Annotated in this window: 20 protein-coding genes and 3 pseudogenes; 10 read left to right on the forward strand and 13 right to left on the reverse strand. The window is 66.7% G+C overall.

Annotated features, from left to right (window positions below):
• Positions 1-396: 396 nt before the first annotated feature.
• Genes rpsN through rpmB form a run of 3 tightly spaced genes read right to left on the reverse strand, consistent with a single transcriptional unit; the run spans position 397 to position 1110 of the window.
• Positions 397-702, reverse strand: a complete 306-nt coding sequence (gene rpsN / locus AC1DFE_RS21055; RefSeq protein ID WP_003798555.1) for a 30S ribosomal protein S14 — start codon at positions 700-702, stop codon at positions 397-399.
• A gap of 4 nt (positions 703-706) precedes the next feature.
• Positions 707-874: a 50S ribosomal protein L33 gene (gene rpmG / locus AC1DFE_RS21060; RefSeq protein WP_003798558.1), complete on the reverse strand. Its 168-nt coding sequence runs from the start codon at positions 872-874 to the stop codon at positions 707-709.
• Entirely contained in the window at positions 874-1110 is a 237-nt protein-coding gene (rpmB, locus tag AC1DFE_RS21065; RefSeq protein WP_050687447.1) for a 50S ribosomal protein L28, read from the reverse strand. Before rpmB ends, rpmG begins: the two co-directional genes overlap by 1 nt.
• 462 nt (positions 1111-1572) lie before the next feature.
• Between rpmB and AC1DFE_RS21070 the strand changes: the two genes are divergently transcribed.
• Genes AC1DFE_RS21070 through AC1DFE_RS21080 form a run of 3 tightly spaced genes read left to right on the forward strand, consistent with a single transcriptional unit; the run spans position 1573 to position 4452 of the window.
• Positions 1573-3039 carry a ferredoxin reductase family protein gene (locus tag AC1DFE_RS21070; protein WP_476907808.1) on the forward strand — a complete coding sequence of 489 codons (1467 nt, stop codon included), beginning with the start codon at positions 1573-1575 and terminating at the stop codon, positions 3037-3039.
• Positions 3036-3605: an FMN-binding protein gene (locus AC1DFE_RS21075; protein WP_476907809.1), complete on the forward strand. Its 570-nt coding sequence runs from the start codon at positions 3036-3038 to the stop codon at positions 3603-3605. Before AC1DFE_RS21070 ends, AC1DFE_RS21075 begins: the two co-directional genes overlap by 4 nt.
• Positions 3589-4452 carry an FAD:protein FMN transferase gene (locus AC1DFE_RS21080; RefSeq protein ID WP_476907810.1) on the forward strand — a complete coding sequence of 288 codons (864 nt, stop codon included), beginning with the start codon at positions 3589-3591 and terminating at the stop codon, positions 4450-4452. The genes AC1DFE_RS21075 and AC1DFE_RS21080 overlap by 17 nt, the downstream gene beginning before the upstream one ends.
• Here the strand turns inward: AC1DFE_RS21080 and AC1DFE_RS21085 are convergent.
• The gene (locus AC1DFE_RS21085; RefSeq protein WP_476907811.1) at positions 4449-5210 is read right to left on the reverse strand and encodes an SGNH/GDSL hydrolase family protein; all 762 of its coding nucleotides are present in this window, start codon (positions 5208-5210) and stop codon (positions 4449-4451) included. The genes AC1DFE_RS21080 and AC1DFE_RS21085 overlap by 4 nt on opposite strands.
• A gap of 91 nt (positions 5211-5301) precedes the next feature.
• Positions 5302-5787 carry a MarR family winged helix-turn-helix transcriptional regulator gene (locus AC1DFE_RS21090; RefSeq protein WP_476907812.1) on the reverse strand — a complete coding sequence of 162 codons (486 nt, stop codon included), beginning with the start codon at positions 5785-5787 and terminating at the stop codon, positions 5302-5304.
• A 98-nt stretch (positions 5788-5885) separates the two neighbouring features.
• Between AC1DFE_RS21090 and AC1DFE_RS21095 the strand changes: the two genes are divergently transcribed.
• Positions 5886-6170, forward strand: coding sequence for a YciI family protein (locus tag AC1DFE_RS21095; protein WP_476907813.1), 285 nt, complete (start codon positions 5886-5888; stop codon positions 6168-6170).
• Here AC1DFE_RS21095 and AC1DFE_RS21100 read toward each other — a convergent pair.
• The 4 genes and pseudogenes from AC1DFE_RS21100 to AC1DFE_RS21115 form a co-directional block, all read right to left on the reverse strand.
• Positions 6167-6997, reverse strand: coding sequence for an SGNH/GDSL hydrolase family protein (locus AC1DFE_RS21100; protein WP_476907814.1), 831 nt, complete (start codon positions 6995-6997; stop codon positions 6167-6169). The two genes, AC1DFE_RS21095 and AC1DFE_RS21100, sit on opposite strands and share 4 nt — an antisense overlap.
• 425 nt (positions 6998-7422) lie before the next feature.
• A pseudogene (locus tag AC1DFE_RS21105) lies at positions 7423-7941 on the reverse strand (ABC transporter ATP-binding protein); the annotation flags it as partial.
• Positions 7941-8925, reverse strand: a pseudogene (locus AC1DFE_RS21110) (FecCD family ABC transporter permease). The pseudogenes AC1DFE_RS21110 and AC1DFE_RS21105, both read right to left, overlap by 1 nt.
• Positions 8926-8938: 13 nt before the next feature.
• Positions 8939-9439 (reverse strand): annotated as a pseudogene (locus AC1DFE_RS21115) (ABC transporter substrate-binding protein); the annotation flags it as partial.
• Between the two features lie 289 nt (positions 9440-9728).
• On the opposite strand from AC1DFE_RS21115, the gene AC1DFE_RS21120 reads away from it, so the two are divergent.
• Together AC1DFE_RS21120 and AC1DFE_RS21125 are read left to right on the forward strand one after the other, a co-directional pair.
• Entirely contained in the window at positions 9729-11705 is a 1977-nt protein-coding gene (locus AC1DFE_RS21120) for an MFS transporter (protein ID WP_476907815.1), read from the forward strand.
• Positions 11702-12262 carry a TetR/AcrR family transcriptional regulator gene (locus AC1DFE_RS21125; protein ID WP_476907816.1) on the forward strand — a complete coding sequence of 187 codons (561 nt, stop codon included), beginning with the start codon at positions 11702-11704 and terminating at the stop codon, positions 12260-12262. Before AC1DFE_RS21120 ends, AC1DFE_RS21125 begins: the two co-directional genes overlap by 4 nt.
• Before the next feature lie 102 nt (positions 12263-12364).
• Here AC1DFE_RS21125 and AC1DFE_RS21130 read toward each other — a convergent pair whose 3' ends face one another.
• From AC1DFE_RS21130 to AC1DFE_RS21140, 3 genes are read right to left on the reverse strand one after another with little or no spacing between them, the layout of a single operon-like run.
• Positions 12365-15817: an ATP-binding protein gene (locus AC1DFE_RS21130; protein WP_476907817.1), complete on the reverse strand. Its 3453-nt coding sequence runs from the start codon at positions 15815-15817 to the stop codon at positions 12365-12367.
• Positions 15814-16668, reverse strand: a complete 855-nt coding sequence (locus AC1DFE_RS21135) for a DUF4194 domain-containing protein (RefSeq protein ID WP_476907818.1) — start codon at positions 16666-16668, stop codon at positions 15814-15816. The genes AC1DFE_RS21130 and AC1DFE_RS21135 overlap by 4 nt, the downstream gene beginning before the upstream one ends.
• Positions 16669-16670: 2 nt before the next feature.
• Positions 16671-18119 (reverse strand): DUF3375 family protein, encoded by a 1449-nt coding sequence (locus AC1DFE_RS21140; protein ID WP_476907819.1) that lies wholly within the window; start codon positions 18117-18119, stop codon positions 16671-16673.
• 293 nt (positions 18120-18412) lie between these two features.
• On the opposite strand from AC1DFE_RS21140, the gene AC1DFE_RS21145 reads away from it, so the two are divergent.
• The 3 genes from AC1DFE_RS21145 to AC1DFE_RS21155 all read left to right on the forward strand — a co-directional run bounded on the left by AC1DFE_RS21145 (position 18413) and on the right by AC1DFE_RS21155 (position 21977).
• Positions 18413-18715, forward strand: a complete 303-nt coding sequence (locus AC1DFE_RS21145) for a hypothetical protein (protein WP_476907820.1) — start codon at positions 18413-18415, stop codon at positions 18713-18715.
• Positions 18716-18863: 148 nt separating this feature from the next.
• Positions 18864-20837, forward strand: a complete 1974-nt coding sequence (locus AC1DFE_RS21150) for an acyl-CoA dehydrogenase family protein (RefSeq protein ID WP_476907845.1) — start codon at positions 18864-18866, stop codon at positions 20835-20837.
• A gap of 198 nt (positions 20838-21035) precedes the next feature.
• Entirely contained in the window at positions 21036-21977 is a 942-nt protein-coding gene (locus tag AC1DFE_RS21155; protein ID WP_476907821.1) for a YrzE family protein, read from the forward strand.
• Positions 21978-22022: 45 nt separating this feature from the next.
• Here AC1DFE_RS21155 and AC1DFE_RS21160 read toward each other — a convergent pair whose 3' ends face one another.
• The gene (locus AC1DFE_RS21160; protein WP_476907822.1) at positions 22023-22427 is read right to left on the reverse strand and encodes a YchJ family protein; all 405 of its coding nucleotides are present in this window, start codon (positions 22425-22427) and stop codon (positions 22023-22025) included.
• Positions 22428-22646: 219 nt separating this feature from the next.
• On the opposite strand from AC1DFE_RS21160, the gene AC1DFE_RS21165 reads away from it, so the two are divergent.
• Complete coding sequence (locus tag AC1DFE_RS21165) at positions 22647-23414, forward strand: hypothetical protein (RefSeq protein ID WP_476907823.1); 768 nt, start codon at positions 22647-22649, stop codon at positions 23412-23414.
• Positions 23415-23448: the final 34 nt, after the last annotated feature.

Genomic DNA, 23448 nt, shown 5'->3' on the forward strand with positions numbered 1-23448 from the left:
CAGGGAAGGCCCCCGCCCGGCCCGTCCACAGCACACTAACCAGTGCACCATTTTCCAGGCCGTTTGAAAGGGGGTCGGTCGCTATCTTTCCGCATCAGCGGCGGCGACTCGAAAGACTCTACACGCCCCCGAAGGCCCACGCAAATCGACCGGGAGGCCGCACAAAAACCGCGAACTTCCGCGGCGAGCGGGGTGCGACGGGCCGAAAAGGCGGGCGTCGGCGTCGTGATTCTGTTCTGTGCGGTGCGTCACGCCGCACGGTCCTATGAACCGGCGGAGGCCCGGCGGAGGCCCGGCGGTGCCCGGCCGCAAAACGAAGTGACGTTAACGCGCAGGAGGGCCGGCAACCATATGGTTGCCGGCCCTCCTCAAGCAGCTGGAATCAGCGGTGCTGGATTACCAGGAAGACTTGGTGATGCCCGGGAGCTCACCGCGGTGAGCCATGTCGCGGAAGCGGACACGGGAGATACCGAACTTCTGGAAGGTACCGCGCGGGCGGCCATCGATGATGTCGCGGTTACGCAGACGGATCGGGGAGGCGTTGCGGGGCAGCTTCTGCAGGCCGAGGCGTGCAGCTTCGCGTGCTTCGTCAGTCGCGTTCGGGTCAACCAGGGTCTTCTTCAGTTCGAGGCGCTTTGCAGCATAACGCTCAACGATGACCTTGCGCTGCTCGTTGCGAGCAATCTTGGACTTCTTAGCCATGTGTTTAGCGCTCCTCTCGGAATTCGACGTGCTGGCGGATCTTGGGGTCGTACTTCTTCAGGACCAGGCGGTCCGGATCGTTACGACGGTTCTTGCGGGTTACGTAGGTGTAACCCGTGCCCGCGGTCGACTTGAGCTTGATGATCGGACGTACGTCCTTGTCCTTTGCCACTAGAGCTTCACTCCTCGTGCCAGGATGGCGGCGACGACAACGTCGATGCCGCGTACGTCGATGGTCTTGATGCCCTTTGCAGAGACCTGCAGAGTGACATTACGGCGCAGGGACGGAACCCAGTAGCGCTTCTTCTGGATGTTCGGGTCGAACCGGCGCTTGTTGCGGCGGTGCGAGTGCGAAATGCTGTGTCCAAAGCCCGGCTCGGCTCCGGTCACCTGGCAGTGTGCTGCCATGACGACTCTCCTCTGAAAAATGAATGTAACGGCTGGCAGAGTTCTGCTTCACCGTGCGGCAGGCGGCGTCCGCATCCAGCCTCACGCGTCCGCACGTTTCAACACCGGCGAACCGGGTTTACTGCGTCGGAATGCGATGAGCCACGAACACCTGGCAATGGAAACCACTGCGGAGTGCCGGGATGCTGGGCGAATACAGGAATGCACGCAACTTGAGCCCCTAACTGCCGGCCTTCGGGACTGTGAAAACTACCAACAGCCGCCGCAAACCGGAGCAATTGCACACGCTCCGCGCCACCTAGCGCCAACCAAGTCTACGAGACACGCGAATTAAAGACCAATCCGAAGGGGAACGCTGTATAACGCAGCCCCGCGAACCGTCGGCGGCACTTTCATTCAAGACATATCCGGAAAGAAGGCTCTTCACAGCAAAGTCAAAGGCTTTGGGCCGAATCTTGAGTCATGAACACACAGCTCCTGCCCTCCCCCGGGACCGGCACACCGACACGACCCACCCGTGGGCCAGCCCCGGTCCGGGACGGCGGCCGCTTCGCCGGCCGGCATCGGCGCAGGCTCCTCCGCGCCGACGCCCTGACGGTGGCAGCCTGGTCCTCGCTGGCCGCTTCGGTTGCGCTCTGGCTGGCCGACGGCGGCCTGACTGCGGCGCCTTCCCCGGCCGGATTGATCACTGCTTTGGGCATTGTTGCCGGCCTTGCCGGCATGGACCTGGTGCTGCTCATGCTTCTGCTGACCGCCAGGATTCCGTTTATCGACGGCGCGGTGGGGCACGACAGGGCGCTCGAGTTTCACCGGAAGCTGGGAAAACCCTCGCTGTACCTGCTACTGGCCCATGGGCTTCTCATCGCGGTGGGATACGGCATGGCTGAAGGGCTTGACCCGGTCAGCGAAGCCGTGGCTCTCTGGGTGCTGGTGCCCGACATGTGGCTCGCTTTTGTCTCCATGGCCTTCTTCATTGCCGTTGTGGTCACGTCCCTGGTAGCGGTCCGCCGGCGTTTCCCCTACGAATTCTGGTACGCCGTGCATCTGCTCACCTATACTGCCGTCCTCACCTCACTGCCGCACCAGTTCAGCGTGGGCGGACTGTTCGCCGTCGGTACATGGCAGCGCTGGTACTGGCTCGGCATCTGCATCGCCACCGGGGCTGCCCTCCTGTATTACCGGATCATCCAGCCTCTGCGGGCAACCTTCAGGCACCAGCTCACGGTGGAACGCGTCACCGCTGTGGCACCCGGGGTGGTCAACATCGAAATGAGCGGCCTGCAGCTCGGATCACTGGCGGGCAACGGCGGACGGTTCTTCATCTGGCGCTTCCTCGCCCCCGGGATGTGGTGGCATCCGCATCCGTTCAGTCTGTCTGCAGAGCCGGTGCGGACCGGACCCGACGGGCACGGGAGACTGCGGATCACCGTCCGTAATCTCGGCCGGGGCTCAGCGCAGCTGCTGAGGCTGCGTCGCGGAACGAAGGTCGCCATCGAAGGTCCCTACGGTCTCTTCAGTTCCGCCGCACGAAGCAAAGACCGGGTGGTCATGATCGGTGCCGGCATCGGCATCACGCCACTCCGCGCCCTGCTGGAGACCACGCCTTTCGCCCCCGGCCAGGCGACGGTCCTGCTCCGTGGGCACAGCAACCAGGAGCTCTACCTCAGCGAGGAGATCCTCGAATTGTGCCGGCAGCGCGGCGCCACCCTGTTCCATCTCACAGGCGGACGGGACTCCGATTCACCGGACAGCTGGCTACCGGCAGACGAGCACCGGGCCGGGTACGGCCTGGCGGATTACGTTCCAGAAATCGGCCACGCCGACGTCTACGTGTGCGGACCCTCGCGATGGGCAGACAACGTCCTGAACGCAGCCCGGGCCGCCGGCGTCCACGAAGATCAGCTCCATCACGAAAGGTTTGACTGGTGAGAATCAGAGCAGCAGTTTCAGCAGCCTTGGCTTCAGCCGGCATCCTCCTGGTCGGCTGGCAATCAGGTATCCACGTGGCCGATACACACAGCGCGGTTGCGGCCGCAGCAACGGGAAACCAGGCCGCGGGGACTACCTCCGGGGCAGAGACCACGGACAGCAGCGGCACCGCTTCCTCCGGGGCAGAGACCGCGGACAGCAGTGGCACCGCTTCCTCCGGGTCGTCGGGACCGTCGGCGTCGTCGGGCACATCCGGTGCGGCGGGAGCGGCCGGTGCTGCGGCCAAGGCTGGCGGCACGTACGACGGCGACGTCGTCGAGACCCGCTTCGGCACCGTGCAGGTCCAGATCACTGTAAAGGCCGGGCAGATCACCGACGTCACGGCCCTGAAACTGACCGACGCCGAGGGCCGGTCCGTGCAGATCAGCAACTATGCCGCCCCGATTCTTCGCAGCGAGATCCTTCAGGCACAGTCCGCCGATGTACAGACCGTGGGCGGCGCCACCGTGACAAGCGATGCTTACCTCACCTCCCTCCAGGCAGCCCTTGATGCAGCAAACCTCTGAAACTACGCACCGTCTCCGGGCCCGGACGTTCACCTGCATGGGGACCGTCATCAGTCTGGCTGTTCCGACGGATGCCCATAAAGCACCCCAGGCTGCGGCGGATGAGCTGGACGCGGCGACCGCCGTCGTCGAACTTTTGTTCACCGAACTGGACAGCATCTTCAGCCTCTACCGCCCCGATTCGGAGGCGAGCCGGCTGGTGCGTGGCGAACTCGCGCTGCCGGAGGCGTCGGCCGGAATGCGGGCGCGGTATGAGGAGGCGGCCGAGTGGCGGCTTCTGACCGAGGGTGCGTTCACACCGGAGCGTCCGGACGGGGCTCTGGATCTTTCCGGGATCGTCAAGGGGCACGCCATTAGGGAGGCCGGCATGTCGCTGCTGGCGCTGGGCATGGCCAACTGGTGCCTGAACGCAGGCGGGGATGTGCTGGTCAGCGGTTCCCCCAGCCCCGGCACCAATGCGCCGTGGCGGGCGGGGATCGTCGATCCGGCGGACCGGAGGACCCTGCTGGCGGGATTTCCGCTGGGCGGGGCGGGGCTGGGTGCGCCACCGCAGAGCTTGACTCCGCTGGGCGGAAAGACGGCCGACGGCGGGGCCCGGGCTGCGCTGGCAACCTCCGGTTCCGCTGAGCGCGGGGATCATATCTGGAGCGCCACGGCCGGGGCCGTTGAATTCCGGCAGGTCTCTGTCGCCGCGGCGGACGTGGTCACGGCCGATGTGCTGGCGACGGCGATTGTGGCCGGCGGGGTTCCCATGCTCAACCGCGCCACTGCCTCGTGGGATATCGAGGCGCTGGCCGTCCTTACCAATGGCGAGCTGCTGGCGACGGGCGGCTTCCGGCGGGGTTAGAGCCGGGTGAGCTGGGCGTACCTGGGCTGGAGGTTGTCGCCGGAGGACTTACCGGTGACCCGCCGGACCACCCACGGCGCAGCGAATTCCTGGACCCAGCGCGCGTTGGCCTTGATGGCTTCCGCCTTGCTGAGCTCGGGGACGGGCGTCATCGGTGGAACCTCAATGGAGTGCTCGTGCTTGAGGACAGTCAGGACCCGCTTGGCCATGTTGGCGTGGCCGGCGGCGGACATGTGCATCCGGTCCTTCGCCCACATGCCCCAGTCGTAATACTCGTTGAAGCGCCAGTAGTCCACCACCAGGGCGCCATGGTCCCCGGCGATGCCGCGTACGAGTTCGTTGTAGATGGCCGTGCGCCCCCTCATGGTGCCGAAGACCTTGGAACCCCGTGCGTCGAAGCCGGTGAACAGCACCACTGTGGCACCGGTGGCTGCGAGCTTTCCGACGGCTTTCTCGTAGTCCGCGAGCAGGTCGTCGATATCGATCTTGGGGCGGAGAATGTCGTTCGCCCCGGCGTAAAGGGACACCAGGGTTGGATTGAGCGCAATGGCGGCGTCCACCTGCTCGGCCAGAATCTGCCGCAGCTTGCGGCCGCGGATGGCGAGGTTGGCGTACCCGAAGCCGGGATCGGCCGAGGCCAGCTGCTCCGCCACCCGGTCAGCCCAGCCACGGACCCCGTTGGGACGTGTGGGGTCGTCGTCGCCCACGCCTTCCGTGAAGGAATCTCCGAGGGCGACGTAGCGGGCGGTGAAATCCATGGGAGCAAGTCTGCCACCCGTTGCCGGAAGCAACCAAGACAGGCCCTTGCCGTCCGGCGGCCTGGGCGCTGCTACTGCTGCTTAGCTATCGCTACTGCTGCCGCTCGCGGAGGATCCAGTGATTGCTGTCCAGGCGGGCCACGATCTTTTCGCCGATGCGGGCGAGGTCCGCAACGTCACGTTCCGTCAGAGCGTCCAGGAACAGCGAGCGCACGGATTCGACGTGGCCCGGGGCCAGATCCACGATGGTGGCCATGCCCTGCTCGGTCAGGTGCGCGGTGGTGACGCGCGCGTCGCCGGGATGCGGCCGGCGTTCCACCCAGCCGCGGCTCTGGAGTTTGGTGACCACATGCGACAGCCGGGAGAGGGACGCGCTGGTCCGTGCGGCCAGCTCACTCATCGGCAGGAAGCGCCCGTCAGCCTCGGAAAGCATCGCCAGCACGTTGTAGTCGAACAGCGACACTTTGCCGGCCGCGTGCAGCTGCGTGTCGAGCGACGCGGGCAGCATGGTGTTGATGCTCAGCAGGGCAAGCCATGCCCGGCGTTCATTGGCGGTGAGCCAGCGCGGTTCGGTCATTACACCATCCTAGGAGAACTGACGCTTGACGGTTCAAGGCCGGCTCCGCCGGCGGCGAGTCGCCGGTTGGCCATGGCTCGGGCGGTAGGCTTGCGGTCATGTACGTAGTTTCCCTGACCTATAAGGTTGCCCAGGAGATCGTGGACCAGCACTTTGATGCCCACGTGGACTGGCTGAAGGACGCGTTTGACGAAGGCGTCTTCATCGCCGCCGGCCGCAAGGTTCCGCGCACCGGAGGTGTGCTGCTCTCCAGGGCCGACCGGCAGACGCTCGATGAGTCCCTGGCCAAGGATCCGTATAACGTGCACGGTGTTGCAGACTTCGAGGTCGTCGAATTCGCCCCCAACCGCACTGCTCCGGGGTTCGAGAACCTGCTGGACTAGTCGCGCGGCTCCATCAGCTTTTTCAGGCCGCCTTTGCGCGGAACCTTCACCGGCTGGGGCCAGCGGGGGCTCAGGTGGTCGCCAAGCGTGACGCCGCGAAGCTTGCGGCCAAACAGCGGCAGGACCCAGTCGTTCACCCAGCGGCGCTGCCGCCGTTCCCAGTCGCGGAGGGTCATCCTGGCCGGGGGCTCCCACGCCTTGAGGCTGATCTTATGCGGCACGCCCAGGTGGTCCAGGACCTGGGCCGCAAGGTACTTGTGGCCGGCTTTGGACATGTGCAGCCTGTCGGTGTCCCACATCCTGCGGTCGTGGAAGGCCTCGAAACACCAGTAATCCACGAGTACCGCTCCGTACTTGGCTGCCACGTCGCGGACGCCCCGGTTGTACAGCGTGTTCCGTTTCCTCAGTGGTTCGAGCACCGCGGACACCTTGACGTCAAACCCCGTGAACAGGACCAGGGTGGCCCCCGTGACGGTCAGCCGGGCCACCAGTTCCTCGTACTGGGCCAGGAGCGCTTCCATGTCCGTGCCGAAGTCAAGGATGTCGTTTCCGCCGGCATAGAGGGTGATCAGCGTTGGCTCCATGGCCAGGGCCTGTTCCAGCTGCTCATCAACGATGTGGCGCAGCCGTTTGCTCCTGATCGCCAGGTTGGCGTAATGCCAGCCAGGTTCTGCTTTGGCCAGCTTCTCGGCCACGCGGTCAGCCCAGCCGCGCACCCCGTTCGGCAGCTTTGAACTCCGGTCGCCCACTCCCTCGGTGAACGAGTCCCCCAAGGCAACGAAGACCCGCCGCGTGCCCCGGTCCGGAAGCAATGGAGAGACACCCACCTGAGCGAATCTAGCAAACCCAAAAGGCCAGCAGGGAAAGAAAGGATTAACCCAGGGTGAGCGGACCGCCGAGCCGCACCAGGGTCAGAGCTCGGCCTTGCCCTGGCGCCAGTAGCCCATGAAGGCCACCTGCTTCCGGTCAGCGGAAGCCGGCTGCCGTCCGGCCCCAGCGAAGGGATCATGTGTTTGATGCGCAGGTCCAGGCTGTCCCCGTGGACGCCGAAGTCGCGCAGCGAGTAGCCCCCGAACGTCACGCGCCGGAAGCTCGGGCTAAGCTCCTGCACCGCGGAGACGGTGACATCGAACGCCAGCGTCATCGGCTCGGTGGCAAAGCCGGGACGGTCTGTGATGGAGGTGCGGGCGGAACTGTTCTGTACTGCGCTCATGAGGCCATCTCCAGGGTCGTGGTCGGAACTTCTGGGCAGGGCGTGGTGCCTGCCGAGGGGAATGATCAGCGGGGTTCCGGACACCGGGTCCGGCACCACCCGGGATTCCAGTCCGAAGACGTTCCGGACCAGCTCCTCGGTAATCACGCTGGACGATGCGCCCTCCGCCACGGTCCGCCCCGCCTTCAGGGCGATGACATGGTCCGCGTACCGCGCGGCCAGGTTGAGATCGTGCAGCACGATCGCCACCGTGGTACCGCGCTGCCGGTTGAGGTCGGTGACCAGGTCCAGCACCTCCACCTGGTGGGCGAGGTCCAGGTAGGTGGTGGGCTCGTCGAGCAGCAGCACGTCCGTTTCCTGGGCGAGGGCCATGGCGATCCACACCCGCTGGCGCTGTCCGCCGGAGAGTTCGTCGACGTTCCGCCCTGTGGATTTACCGCAGGCGTTGGCGCCCACGATCGTGGTCACCCTGCCCTCGGGGATCTCCGCCGTGAGGTTTTCCACGACCCGGTGCTGGTCGTATTGCAGGGTGAGGTCCCGGGCTTGCAGAACAGCCATCAGGCATCCCTTCGGTTGGACGTGACCAGGAACCACAGCAGGAACGGGGCGCCGAGGGCGCCGGTGACGACGCCGACCGGCAGGACGGTGCCGCCCAGCAGCAGCGGGGCGATATTGGCGGCGACATAGTCCGCCGCGAGGACAATCAGCGCGCCCACCAGGGCCGACGCCGGGAAGCTGGCTTTTCCGGTGAAGCGTCGGGCGATGGGGGCGGCGAGGAAGGCGACGAACGCCACCGGCCCGGCGGCCGCCGTCGCCACCGCGGCCAGCGCGACGGCGGTGAGAACCAGACCCAGCCGGGTCGCGGCCACCCGGATGCCGAGTCCCGCAGAGGCGTCGTCCCCCAGTTCGAGGATGCGCAGCGGACCGGCCAGCAGGGCTGCAAGCGGAACCAGCACCATCAACGTCAGGGCCAGCACACCGGCACGTTCCCAGCTGGCGGAGTTGAGCGAGCCATTCATCCAGATAAGTGCCTCGGCGGCAGTGCGGATGTCGCCCAGGGTCATGAGGAAGCTGACCATGGCATGCAGCGCGGCGGCAATGCCGACGCCGGCGAGGATGAGGCGGTTACCGGCCGCGTTGCCCCGGCTGCCGTCTCCGATGCCCAGGGAGCCGCCGCGGGCGATGCCGTAGATCAGGGCCGCCACGGCCATCGCGCAGGGCAGCCCCGGACACAGCCGCACAGGAGGCGCCGAAGACCACGATGGCCAGGACCGCGGCGGCGCTGGCCCCGTAACTGATGCCGATCACGTCCGGGCTGGCCAGCGGGTTGCGGAGCATGGTCTGGAACAGTGCGCCCGAGAGCCCGAAGGCGAGACCGATCAACGTGCCGGTGACCGCCCGCGGCAGCTTGGCCTCCATCACGATGAAGCTGGCACCGGGGATCTTCTCGCCGCCGGTGACGTGGGCGGCGAGGATCTTGAAGAAGTCGGGGATGGTCACGGTGTAGCTGCCCAGCAGGATGCCGGTGGCCAGAAGAAGCATGACGCCGGCGGCCAGCGAGCTCGGGATGTGCAACCACGGGGGCAGTCTCGCTGAGCTTCTTGTAGTCCCCTTCCGTCAGGCCGGAGTAGGCGCCCAAGATGACGTCCGGGTTGAGCTTGGCGATTTCAGTGAAGTTGATGCCGTCCGCCTCGGAGAACTGGATCGGAGCCTTGTCCGAGCCAAAGCCCGCGCCGAGCTTCTCCAGCGCGGCGTCCTTCCACGGAGTGGAGCCCTTGCTGTTGCCGCCCCATTCGTTCTTGAGCACGCCCACCGGAACCACGCCCAGCGCAATGGCGACGTCGTCGTTGACCCAAGACACCGTGACGACCCGCTTGGGCTGCTCCTTGATGGTGGTCTCGCCAAAGACGTGCTTGATGGTCACCGGGAAGTGTGCGCTGGTGGATAACGTGGCGCTGGCTTCTGAAGCGGTGGAGACCGGCCCGGTGGAGCACGCCGTCAGGGAAAGCGCGGTGGCGGCGAGGACGGCGGTGGCCTTGCCGGCGGTCTTGAGCAGGGAACGGCGCGTGGTGCCAGCGGCAGCACCGCCGCGAACGGCCTGCGGGCCGGAGAAGAGGGGGAAGTCACGGAACTCTTTAGGTGAATGAAGCAAACTAAAGTAAGACTAGCCTATCCTTTGCGGCATTACGAAAGGTTTGCGTTGGGTAATTGCCACGAGTGGCCAGACTAACTTCCGGCGCCTTGCAACCCAAGGGTGAACAATGGTTCACTCGAAGGAGTAAACGCTCGTTCACCCTGACGCGGGCGTTCCTTTCCACAAACACTTCCCAAAAGGCCTGCCGCACATGACAGCACCCCCTGCCCCGAAACCGACCCGCAGCCCGTCCGCCATCACCACCGTCCTGGCGCTCAGCGGCACCCTCGTGGCACTCATGCAGACCCTGGTGGTGCCGCTGCTGCCCGATTTTCCGCGGATCCTGTCGGTCACTGCCGACGACGCATCCTGGCTGGTGACGGCCACGCTGCTGGCCAGCGCCGTCGCCACCCCGATCGTGTCCCGCAGCGCCGACATGTACGGCAAGCGCAAGATGATGGTCATCTGCCTCGCCATCATGGTGGCCGGTTCGGTCATGGCCGCCCTGGGCGGGACCTTCCTGTGGCTCATCATCGGGCGGGCACTTCAAGGGTTCTCCGCGTCACTGATCCCGGTGGGCATCAGCATCATGCGCGATGAACTGCCCAAGGAAAAGATGGGCTCCGCGGTGGCACTCATGAGCGCCACCCTGGGCATCGGCAGCGCCATGGGCCTGCCGCTCGCCGGCGTCCTCTATGAAAGCCTCGGCTGGACGTCGATCTTCTGGGTTTCCGCGGCCGCCGGCACACTGCTGCTGCTCGCCGTCGTACTCGTGGTCCCGGAATCCAAAGTCCGCACTCCCGGCCGCTTCGACTATGCGGGCGCGCTGGTGCTCTCCGCCGCGCTGGGATCGTTGCTGCTGGCCATTTCCAAGGGCGGCACCTGGGGCTGGGGCTCCGAGCCCGTTCTTCTGCTGTTCCTCGCCGCGGCGCTGCTGCTGGCCGTTTGGATTCCCTACGAGCTCAGGGTGGGCCAGCCCATGGTGGACCTTCGGACCACCGCCCGGCGGCCCGTCCTGATGACCAACCTCGCGTCGCTGCTGATCGGTTTTGCGATGTTTGCCAACATGCTCCTCACCACCCAGCAGCTCCAGCTCCCCGGCGCCACCGGCTACGGCTTTGAACTGAGCGTCATCACGGCCGGCCTATGCATGGTGCCGTCAGGGCTGGCCATGGTGGTGTTCGCCCCGGTGTCCGGCGGCATCATCCGGCGCTTCGGGGGCAAGTCTGCCCTGATGACGGGAGCCGCCGTGATGATCGTCGGTTACGTGGGCCGGGTCTTCTTCTATGACTCCATCACCTCGGTGATCATCGGCTCCACGGTGGTAAGCGTCGGCACGGCCATAGCCTATGCCGCGATGCCAACCCTGATCATGGGTGCCGTCCCGATCACGGAGACCGCATCGGCCAACGGCCTGAACAGCCTGGTCCGCTCCATTGGCACGTCAACATCCAGCGCCGCGGTGGCCGCCGTTCTCACGTCCGTCACCATCCCGCTGGGCGCCGCCCGGCTGCCGTCCTTCGATGCCTTCAGGGACGTGTTCTGGATGGCCGCGCTGGCGTCCGCCGCGTCTGTCCTGGCCGCCATCTTCATTCCGCGGATCACGACGCACCGTCCCGCCCCGCCGGCGGCAGCAGAGCTCGTGGTGCAGGGGCGCGTCCTGGCTCCCGACCACCGCCCGCTCACCCCCGCCGTCGTCACCGTTCTCCAGACCGGGGGCGAGCCGGTGGACTGGAGCCGCGTGGACACCGAGGGCAACTATTCGGTGGCGCTGCCGGGCGCCGGGAAGTACCTTGTGGTGGCCAACGCGGCAGGCTGGGCGCCGATGGCGGAGGTCTTCGATTTCGACGGCCGCACGCTGAGGCAGAACTTCCTCCTGCAGGAGCGGCTCGAGATCACCGGCCGGGCGGCCGTTGGCCGTGAGCCCGTGGCAGGTGCCGTGGTGACGCTGCTGAACGCCACCGGCGAGCATGTGGACACCGCCAGGACGGACGACGACGGCGTGTACACACTTCCGCTTCCCGCCGCCGGACGCTACGTGGTGACTATGCTTCATCCCGTGACTCATCAAGCCGTGGCGCGGAAGCTCACCGTCGATAACCGGTCCCTGACTGTGGACCTTGCAGCTGAACATCTCCCGGACGGGGCAGACGCAGAGCGGCCCGGCGGGGAGCCGGTGCGCGCATGAGCAGCCCCAGCCAGGAGACCATCCTCAGCGCCGCGGGGCGGCTGTTCGGCGAACGCGGCTACCGCGCCGTGACAGTCCGCGACATCGCCGCAGAAGCGGGGGTTTCCGCCGCGCTGGTGATGAAGCTGTTCATCTCCAAGGCCAAGCTGTTCGCGGCGGTGCAGCCGGACGAGTCGCTGCTCACCGAACTGACCGTCCCGGCGGCCGAGCTCGGCGGCGCCCTGGTCTTCCGGGTACTCATGCGCCGCGAACGCGGAATGCACGAGCCCTGGGCCATCATTCCGATCAACGTCCACGATGCCCCTGATCCCGAGGCGGCCCGGCACGAGCTGCGCGAACGCTACCTCGGCAGCATCGCAAAGCTGATCGGGGACACGACGCCGGACCGCCGCTATGCGTCGACGGTCACCGCGCTGATGACCGGTTTCGGCGAGACCGTGCGGACCCTGGGGCTCTTCGACGGCTGGGACTTTGACGAATTGGTGGCGGGCTACGGCGGGATCGTCCAGGCCCAGATTGACGCCTGCACGGCCGCACATTCAATATCCGCTGGCTGAGCCGGGAACTGCTCAACTCCGGCGCGGATGATGCCGTCGAGCGCGGATCCCTGCCGCCACAATATCCATCGATCTGTTATGAGCCGCGCGAACCGTTACAGACTAGCGCAGCACGATATCCACGGGATTGGCCTCGGACCGCCACTGCCCTTCTGTTCCCGGTTTCGGGGTGATAACGGGCGCGGTCAGCACGCCGGAGCGGTTGGTGCGCCTGTCCCGCAGGATCTCCGTGACCGAGCCCAGATGCCGGGACAGGTCGATGACGTTCTCCGGTGCCGCAAGGAGCAGCTGGAAGCCGAACTCGTGCAGCGCCTTGATGCCGGCGCCGGCGAATTCTTCGGAGGCAAGCACGAAGGCCTCGTCCATCATCACGGTGCCGTAGGTGGTGAAGCCCTGCTCGGCAATGCCCAGCTGGTAGCTCAGCGCCGCCGCCATGATGAAGGCGGTAAACCGCTGGCGCTCACCACCGGACATGGAACCCGTGTCCGCATGCATGAAGACCTCGATCCGTTTCCCGCCCTTTTTCCCGGGCGCGTCCACCTCGCGGTGCTCTTTGCACTGGATGAAGAGGTGCCCGCGCACGTCCAGCACCTCGGCCCGCCAGCGCCGGTCCTCGGGCGTCTGCGACCCCAGCCGTTTCACCAGCGTCTCGAGGGACTTGTAACGGGCGGTCAGCTCGGCATCGTCATCCTGTCCGGGGTTCGAGCCTTCCGTCTTGCCGTGCCGGGCGTGCCGGGTTTTAAGCGCGTTCTGGATGGCGTCCTTGAACTGCTTGGCCGTGGGCGGGAGGGTCTGCTTGATGTCGAGTTCCAGGAAGCTGCCCTCGTGGAAGTTCACCTCGGACAGGATCCCGTTCAGCGGCAGGATCCTGCTCGTGATGGAGCGGCGTTCCTCGTCCAGCAGGTGGAGCAGCGTGCTGAACGACTCGTGCGTGCGCTGGTTGAAGAACTGCCGGAACTCTGCCTCCTGCGCGGGCAGCCCGTCATTGATGATCGCGTGGTAGCGGGCCTCGAACTCGCCGACCGCACCGATCGACGTGCCATGGTCGGCTGAAATGGCGGTGCCCCAGTCGCGGACGAAGCCTTCGAAGATCCGCGTGAGCCGCTCCGACGTGGCCTGGGCGCGGGACTCTGCCCCGTGCAAGTCCCCGAGCAGCTGGGTCCGCACCCGGCCGGCGATGTTTTCCAGCTCATGCATTTCGGTGACGTCGCCGAATTCGGCGAAGTACGGCGCCAGCGCAGCGGCGGTGGAGTCCGACGGCGGGGCCTGGTTCACACGGATGCGTGCGGCTTCCAGCAGTGAATCGGAGGCGGTGAGCTGCTGGTCCAGCGCCTTGTATTCGCTCTGCAGCACCGCGGCCGCCTCGGTGCTGGACTGGTGCTGCTGGCGCGCGGTTTCGATGTTGGCGCGGAGCGGTTCGAGGTCCGCCTGGGCGGCAAGGGCATCCTTGAGCCGCTGCTCAATCCTGGCGAGCTCGTCGGCAGCAACCGCCGCCGAGACCTGTTCCCAGGGACGGTGGTCCTCGGCCACCCGGCGCAGGGCCTCAAGCTGCCGGGACATGCCCTGGTGTGATTCCTCGCGGCTTTGGGCCAACTGCGCCGCCTTGGCCAGTTCCTGGCGCAGGTCCTCAACCTGCCCGGCCACGAGCTCCAGCTTGGAGGCGTTGTCGAACCCGAGGACGTAATCCTGCCGACTGGTGAACCGGTCGTCCTTCTCCACGGTATGCCGGTTGCGTTTGACCACGCCGCCGAGGCTCAGGCCCTTGTCCAAGGCCGCAAGCTCGTCCGGATTCTCCACGCACGGGTACGCGAGGTCCAGGGCGATCCGCTCACGGATCCACACACCGGCTTCCCCGTTCGTCCCAGTGGTGAGGATGGCCAGCTTGGTCAGCAGGTCGCCGTCGGCCACGTCTTCCACCGCGAGCGCCGCTCCGGCGAGCGGTTTGGACACGTCCACCGCGCGCAAAGCGCCGCGGACCGTGTGGCCATTCAGGTAGCGGGTAACCGCGGCAAAGTGCTCGCCCGGGACCAGCAGCGTGGTGGCCAGGTTCCGCAAGGCGCGTTCAGCGGCAGGGCGCCACCGCTCCTGGCCCTCGGCCAGGTCGATCAGCTCGCCGCCGAACGGCATCTGTTCCTCGGGGATGCCGGTAGTAGCGGCAATCGCGGCGCGGTTTTCAATGCTCGACGGCGGCAGCAGGGACTTGCGCGTTTTCAGCGAAACGAGCTCCTGCTCGGCCGCGGCAAGCTCGCGCTTCTTCGTGGCGTGGGCGTCAAAGGCCTCGAACCGGAGCTCCTGCAGGGCCGCAGCATCGTCCTTCAGCTCGGCGGAGCGGGAGGCTGCCTGCTCGTGGGCCTGTTCCCAGCCCTCGGCCGTCCACTCCAGGTCCAGGCCTGCGTCCGTCAGCGCCTGCCGGGCCGCTTCCTCCACCTGCTGGCGGAGCTTCAGCCCCACCCGTGCGTTCTCGAGGGACTGCTCGATCGAGGAGATGGCGTTGCCGCCCTGGTTGTTGTACTCGGCCTCCAGCTGCCGGAGTTCCTTGGCCAGGCCGTCCCGCACTGCGCGTTCGGCGGCGAGCTCCTTGGCCTTCGTCTGGGCCAGCGCCTTGTAGCGGGCCAGCGTTTTCTCGTGAACGCCCACGGCAAGCTGCTGCCGGTACGCTTCGAACTCCTCCCCCGCGAGCTCACGGAGCCGGTTCGCGTCCAGCAGCGACTGGGCGTACTCCCTGTTCAGTCCCGGGACCGGGGCCAGCTGGTCGCGCTGCTGCCGGACGTCCTCCAGGCGCTGCCGGATGGACATGAGGTTGCTGAATTCCTCGACGACGTCGTCCGCCGCGGTCAAGGTGGCCGGCGCGTCCAGCACCTGGTCGCGGAAGAACGTGTTCACACTGCCGCCGAGGCCCTTTCCGGCCTGGATGACGCGGAGCAGGGGCAACGCCTGGTCCGAGTTGATACCCAGGAGCCGGCGGAACCGCTCTGCGAACGCCTTGTGCACGTCAAAGACCTGGGCGTCCGGGAAAATGTTTTCCAGCGCCGCCCTGGTAAAGCGCTTCTCGGCGATGTCCTCAATGGCGGCGAGGTCCAGCTGCCTGTTGTCGATCAGGTAGTACCGGCCGACGCTCGACTCCGTGCCGTTCTTAGGCAGGTCAAACAGCGCCGACACCGTCACCTTGGTGCCGGCCGCGTTGTCGAAGGTGAGGGCGACAGCGGACCAGGTGGCACCGGGACGCTGGAACGCACTGGCCGAGCCCTCGCCGACGGCTTTGTCCCCCACCTTGCCGCGCATGTACGTAAACGTGGTCCGCTTGTCCTCCACGGCACCCGAGCGCTGGGCTGCGGCCTCGTTGGATCGCGGCCGGGCGTCAAACACCCGCAGCATCGCGTCGAACAGCGTTGACTTGCCGACACCCGAGTTGCCGGTCAGCAGCGTGCCGTTGCGGTCCACGTGCATCGTGTGGGCGCCGTGGAACGTGCCCCAGTTGACCACCTGCACCAGCGCAAGACGCATCTGGCCCGGGTTGACCACGTCGCCCAGCGGAAGCATGCTCGCAATACTCACTTGGCTGCCTCCGCTTCGTCTGCCGTGGCTGAGAACGACGACGGCGCTGCCGCCCCCGCCCCTTCGTTATCGTCTTCGGCGTCCTCCGCAGAATCGACGTCGAGATCTATGAGGGGTTCGGTGCCCGTGGGGTCAGCCGTGGCGGCTATGAGGGCTTCGATTTGGGCCGGGATGTCGCCGATGTTGTCGAACGGGAGGGCCAGGGGCAGGGCGTTGGAGATGGTGTAGACGTCGTCCAGGCCGGTGGTCAGCAGGAGCTGGCGGGCCAGGAGCTTGGTGATTGCGCGGTTAACCACGTCCGAGTCGCGCAGGGCGTCCTGCAGGCCCGCCGGCTGATAGTGCGCCACGAGCTCGGCGATTTCTTCGCGCGTGATGGTGGGGTCCGTCTGCGCCGTGACGTGGCGGTCCAGCAGGAGCCGCAGGCGCAGCAGCACGATCGTTTCCACCCGGCTGAGGGCACGCTGCTGGCGCAGGATGCTGGAGCGGGCGCTGCCGCCGATCGCCTCCGGGTCAACCGGACGCAGCACCGCGATCTTGCGCTCGTGGTCCAGCTCGAGGGTGAGGAAAAGCTCGGACAGCCGGCTGCGCAGGATCAGCTGGTTATCCAGCAGCGTCGTCCAAAGCTTCTCGTCCCGGCCGCCGTCGACGTACGGGCCCTTCAGCAGCTTCACGAGGGCCTGCCGCACCTTCATGGGAAGCACGCCGGTGTCGCCGGGGAAGAGGGCGGCGCCGTCCACAAACGTGTCGCGCGGGGTTACGGCGAAGGAGCGTTCCGCACCAGATGCCGCCCCCGCCCGTTCTCCCTGGGCGGCATCTGGTGCTGCACTCGTGGTGTTTGAAACGTCTGTCATCGCTAATCCTTCTTGAGCGTTACCACCGGCAGGTACGCCTTGCGCGTGGTGCCGTCTATCTGTTCGAAGTCGAGGGCCTCCCAGGCCAGCTGGTCAAAACCTGCGCCGGTGTGGAGTGCATGCGAGAGCAGCGCCCTGATGGAGTTGATGTGCTGCTCCTCCGGCGGAAGCTGCCCCCACGCCTCGGCGAGGGCCGTGGCGCCCGCTGCCGCGGCGCGGATCGACTCCGGCCTGGCCTTGGCGGTCCGGGGCGAGCGCACCCGGTCCGAGTCGCTGAACGCAATGGGGTCCGCGAGCTTGGGCGGGGCCGCGAACTCGTCCGGGTCGAAAAGCTTGACCATGGCGAGGGATTCGAACCCGGCATTGAACAGCACCGGGCCGCGCACCAGGCCGGGCCGTTCACGCTCGTAAGGCATGGATCGGATGGCCTGCTCCGCCTCGCGCAGCACCTTGCGGAGCCGCACCGACTGGCGGAAATCGTCGCTCTGGATGTAGGTGTTCAGGCTCTCGCTGAGCTTGCCGTAGATGCGCTGGATCTGGCTGTGCTGCTGCCTGAGCTCCGCCACGAGGTTTTTCAGGGTCTCCCGGTCCTCCGGCGAAAGGTCGTCCGCGAACTGGCGGCTGAGCACTTCACCGATGGCGGAGCGGAAGCGCAGCTGCTGCTGCGGGTCCTCGAGGAACGCGGTGAAGGAACGGAAGGTCCTGCCCTCCGGGCTTTGGCGCAGCCGCTTGTCCGCCTCAAGGACCTGGGCCATCGTGGCACCCTTGGTCAGGGATTCCTCGATGATCTGGTTCCGGAGCTCGCCCACGAGCTCCTCGATCCGGTCACGCATTTTCTTGTAGTCCGCCGGGAGGCTGGCGGCGAGGTCCAGGATGTTGCCGGCCGCTTCCACGGCTTGGTCATCGTCGAGCAGTCCGTCGAAGTCACCGGAGCTGATGTCCTCGATCAGCTGTTGCCGCTCCTCGATCTCCTCCTCCAGCGATTCCAGCCTGGCGCTCTGGTCCGGGTTGGTCTCGTTGGCGAGCTTCTCCACGTCGCCCAGGAGCGTGCCCAGCCGGGAGCCGTTAAGCGTGGACCTGTCACTGGAGAGGCTGTCCAAAAATGCCAGCACGCGGGCGGCCGGCTCCGTAACCTCGTACACGATCTGCCCCGACTGGTTCCGGCGCGTCAGGAACTGCTTGCGGGTCCATTCGTCGCCGAAGGACTTGCCGTTGGCACCGCCGCCCAGCCCCGGGTCCTGGCGGCGAAGCTGCTCGAGGAAGGAGTCGACGTCGGCGTGGAATTCTTCCAGCGGAAGCTGCGGCCGGGTGCGGGTGAAGGATGCCTGCAGCACCGCGATCACCCAGGGGGCAGAGCGGGTAAGGGCCCATGCCGGCCCCTTGGTGAGGAGCTCCAGATCCCGGAGCCTTGCGCTGATCGCGTCAGCGGAGGACGTGGCGGACCGGGGCACACACTCTCCTTAGCGGCTGGGGGATGGTCTGGGCAGCGGAAACCCGAAAACTGCCAGCTACAAGGTTAACGCAGAGCCGCCCGTCGCCCCGAACCGTAGACCCGGTTGCCAGTGAGGCACCGTTACGGGTGTGACAGATGAGGTTTTCGCAATCACTCCGTGACCTACGGGAGAGTATTGTCTCGATCCCGTATCAAGGCGGCCACAGCATGGCCGAAAGGCTGGAGGAAGCTTCGCCCCTGGCCCTAGTCTCGAGCTACTGATCCATCCGCAGCAACGGCGCAGGGGGAAGCATGGAGTTCGACTTGAGTGCAGTGGAGACAGGCACCCTGGTGTTCATTGGAACGCTGATGGTTGCCTTGGCACTGGTCTTGTTCGTGGCCGTGGCGGCGTTCGCCGCCCTCGTCCTGGTGGGCGTGGGAAGGCTTGCCTGGCTGGCCGTCGCCGCGGTGCTGCTCAGGACCGTCCACGGGATCAACCACGCCTGGGACAGGCTGGTGCACCACGCCGCCGCAGTCGAGTTTCCCGCGGAATTTCAGGGGCAGCCGTCCCCTAGCACCGGAACTTACCCGCGGGTAGCATTGAGGGACAGCTGAAGGGTTCTCCACCCGCGGCGGACCCAGGGCTTTGAGCCGGTCATCCGGTCAGAGGAGATGCCCCGTGAGCTCCGCCACCGACAGCCACGCAACTGAAAGCCTGGCTTCTGACAGCACGGCAACGGACGGCACTGGCGCCGTTCCGCCCGTGGACAGTCCCGCGTCCGAAACACCCGTTGCCCCGGAGAAGATCGGCGCGGGCGCGTCCGCAGAGGACGCACGCGCCATTGCCGAGGCTGCACGCGAAACCGAATGGGCCAGGCCCAGCTTCGCCAAGGGCCTGTACCTCGGCAGCTTTGACCTCAGCCTCATCCATCCCTGGCCGGCCGCCAAACCCGATGACGTGGAGCGCGGTGAGGCCTTCATGGCACGGCTGACGGAGTTCTGCCGCACCATGTCAGGACGGATCATCGAACGTGACGCGAAGATTCCCGATGAGTACCTCCGCGGCCTGGCCGAGCTGGGGGTATTCGGCATGAAGATCCCGTTGGAGTACGGCGGCCTGGGCCTGTCACTGGTGTACTACGGGCGGGCGCTGGCCCTGCTGGGATCCGTGCATCCGAGCCTGGGCGCACTGCTCTCCGCCCACCAGTCCATCGGCGTGCCGGAACCGGTCAAGGTGTTCGGTACCGCCGAGCAGAAACGCACCTACCTGCCGCGCTGCGCGGAGGGGGCTGTTACTGCGTTCCTGCTGACCGAGCCCGACGTCGGCAGCGACCCCGCCCGGATGGGCAGCACGGCCGTTCCCACCGCCGACGGCGATTCGTACGTTCTGGACGGCGTCAAGCTTTGGACCACCAACGGCGTGATCGCCGAGCTCGTGGTGGTGATGGCCGTGGTGCCGCAGCACACCGGCGCCGACGGCGCCGTCCACAAGGGGGGAATTACCGCCTTCGTCGTGGAAATGGACTCCCCGGGAATCACGGTGGAGAACCGCAACACCTTCATGGGCCTGCGCGGCATCGAAAACGGTGTGACCCGCTTCCACCAGGTCACGGTGCCGGCCGCCAACAGGCTGGGCCGTGAGGGCCAGGGCCTGAAAATTGCGCTCACCACGCTGAACACCGGGCGGCTCTCGCTGCCGGCGCTTTGCGTGGCGACGGGCCGCTGGAGCCTCAAGATCGCGCGGGAATGGTCCAACGCCCGCACCCAGTGGGGCCGCCCCGTGGGCAAGCACGAAGCCGTCGGCAAGAAGATCGCGTTCATCGCCGCCACCGCGTTCGCGCTTGATGCCGTATTCGAGCTGTCCGCGGAAATGGCCGATGCCGGGCAAAAGGACGTCCGCATCGAGGCTGCGCTGGCCAAACTCTGGTCCACCGAGATCAGCTACCGGATCGCCGATGAACTCGTGCAGATCCGGGGCGGCCGCGGCTTCGAGACGGCCGAGTCGCTCGAGGCCCGCGGCGAGCGGGCCGTCCCCGCCGAACAGCAGCTTCGCGACCTGCGGATCAACCGGATCTTCGAGGGCTCGTCCGAGATCATGCGGCTGCTGATAGCCCGCGAGGCCGTGGACGCCCACCTTGCCGCCGCCGGGGACCTGGCCTCCGCGGAGGCGAGCCTTTCGGACAAGGCGCGTGCCGCCGTCGGAGCCTCCGGCTTCTACGCAAAATGGCTGCCCAAACTGGTGGCGGGTGCCGGCATGGATCCACGGTCGTACAGCGACTTCGGCCGGCTGGCCAAGCACCTCCGCTTCGTGGAACGGTCCTCGCGCCGGCTGGCCAGGCAGACCTTCTACGGCATGGGCCGCTGGCAGGCCGGCCTTGAGCACAAACAAGCGTTCCTGGGCCGGATCGTCGATATCGGAGCCGAGCTGTTCGCCATGGCGGCTTGCTGCTCGCGGGCCGAGATGCTGCTCCGCACCGCGCCCGAACGCGGCGCCACGGCCTTCGAACTGGCCGACGCCTTCTGTGAGCAGGCACGCGTCCGCGTGGACGAATACTTCGACCAGCTGTGGCGGAACACCGACCACGGCGACCGTGACCTCGCGCGCAAGGTTCTGGCCGGCGACTACGAGTGGCTGGAGGCCGGCGTGCTGGACCAGTCCGAAGGGACCGGTCCGTGGATCGCCGATGCCTCTGCCCGGGAGTCAACGAGGGAGAACCTGCACCGCGCCTACCGCTGACCTGACGAACCCAGGCCCTGACAGCACCCGCACCGCCTCTGACAAGGGAAGACGCGCCAAAACCAAGATACTAAGCATCCTTGCTAATACCCATTGAACGGAGTTAGCTAGAAACTGAGGTCAGTGCCTTGGCCTCGGCATTGCGTTGCCCGGCTTAGGCCCCTGAGCCCGGGTCCGTTCAATGAAAGCGAGTCGCTGATGAGCAGCCCAATCGGCTCCGGGGACAGGCGCCCCCGGCGCACTTCCTCTGAATCAGGCACGTCCGAACCCACCAGGTCAGAAGCGAACAGGCCTGAACACAGCGCGGCAGAGGCCTACCCTGCCGGCTTCAGCGCGGAGCGCAGTACGGCAGATGCCCCCACGGAGGCCACTCCTGTTTACGACGCCACCCAAACCAGGCGTTCAGCCGCCAGCCCCGGTGTCACCGGGACCGGCGCCACGACGGACACGCACACCCGGGCGCTCAACACCACGGACGCCGAGACGCCGTACGCCGAGCGAGACTACACACCCGACACTGAAACGGACGGCCCCCCGGACACGGGACGGCCAGACGATCCCGCCTTCGCCACCCGGGAAATGGCGGCGGCACGGCAAAGGGAGGCGTTCGGCGGCATCAAGGTTGGCTCGGCGTTCTTCGGCTGGCTGGCCGCCACGGGCATGGCTGTGCTGCTGACCGCCCTGGTCGCCGCGGCCGGGACCGCCGTGGGACTTGCCACGAACACCGACGTGGGGCGAGCTGCCTCGAACCAGACGATTGGGATCGTGGGCATCGTCGTGCTGCTGGTCATCCTCTTCGTTTCCTACTACTGCGGCGGCTACGTCGCCGGCAGGATGGCCCGGTTCAATGGTGCCAAGCAGGGGTTCATGGTGTGGATCTGGGCCTTGATCGCCGCAGTGCTGGTGGCCGTGCTCGGCATGATCGCCGGCGAGCAGTTCAATATCCTGGCGCAGCTGAACAGCTTCCCGCGGATTCCGGTCAACGAGGGCCAGGTCACCACCACCGGCATCATTGCCGCCGTCGTGGTGGCCCTCGTGGCTCTGGTGGGTGCCGTCCTGGGCGGCATGGCAGGCATGCACTTCCACCGCAAGGTGGACCGCGCCGGGTTCACTCCCACGGCTGATTACGAGGAGCACTGAACCAGGCGGAGCACCGACCGGCTGCCGGGTAGCCGGTCAGCTCCGCTACTGGTGAAGCGCGACGGCGTCCACGTAGAACCAGCGCCGGTCCACCCTGAGGAAGCGGCTGGATTCGTGGTGGACGCCGCGTTCGCCGTCGTGCCGGAAGTGCGCCTTGAACTCCACCACGCCTTCGGTGTCGAGCGGGCCACCCCGATCGAGGGATACGATGTCCAGCCGCCGCCATTCCAGGCCCGGATCGAGATCCAGTTCCGCAGGCCGCGTGCTGGAATGCCATGTCTTCAGGAGGTAGGCGGCATCCAGCAGGACGAAGGCAGAGTAGCGGGAACGCATCAGCTGCTCGGCGGTTGCCGCCTCTACCGAACCGCCGTGGAACCGGCCGCAGCAGTCCGTGTACTGCTCGCCGGAAAGGCAGGGGCAGTTACCGGAGAATGATTCTGGCTGGGTCATGGCATCCCTGGGAACGAGGCGGTCAGTTGCTGGATCAGACTACAGGCGACCGGGGAGGGCCCGGTCCTATAACAGCTCGGAAACAACAATTGCCGGGACTTGTCATGAGGGCATGTCGGCCGTAAATAGTCCGTATGGTGGTAAGGGGCTGTTTTCCGGCGTGACCACCGGGTTCGATCGTCGGGGGACGGACCGGGCGCCGAAGGTAAGGAGGGTGAAGTGGAAGATCCAACAACGATTGCACTGAACCTGACCTTTTTTGGCACCCTTGGTGTTGCCTTCCTCATGTTCATCGGCCTGTGCATCAGTGTCATGCTCACGCTGGTGATAGCGGGCCTCGGCCGCCTCGTCGCGCTGATCGTGATGGCGCTGTTCGGCCGCCTCCCCAGGAACGAGACCATCGAGATTGTGCGGCTGGCGGCAGACGGCAGTCCGCTGCCAGCCGGGGCGGAAAGCGTGCCTGCCAAGGCGAAGAAGTCCGCCAGGGCCCCGCGCCCGGTCCGTGAGCCGCGCGCACCGATCGACTGGAAGAAACTGCTGACCCGCGCTGGCCTCCGGGTGGCGCTCCGTACCGCCCTCACCGACCACCCGCTGGTGACTGCCGCCCGTCCGGTGCCGCCCGTCCTCGCGAAGGACTGGGCTGCCGCCGTTGCTGCCGCCGACGCCCGCGCCGTGGCACGTGCCCGGGCCGCCGCGCCGGAAGTCAAGGTCACGGTGCGGGACCTGCCGCCGCCCGACGTCGCCGCCGCCGGCGTGACGCAGGTGGCGCCGCTTGTGGAATCAGCCCTCCGCCACGATGCGGCTCCGGCGGATCCGCCCAGCACGGGTGCCACCGGCAAGGGGGCCACGGTCCGGTCCGCGTTGGCGTTGTCCGCCCAGCCGCCGCGGCCTGCGAGGAAACCTGGTACACCCGATCGCGTCACGGTCCTGGACACCGGCTCCATGACGTCGCTCGCCCAGCACCCGGACGCCCGCACCCGCGCCTGACGGGCAGGTGTCACCCGCCAGGTGCCAGGGCCGG

This window comes from Arthrobacter sp. 05T423 (assembly GCF_056396245.1).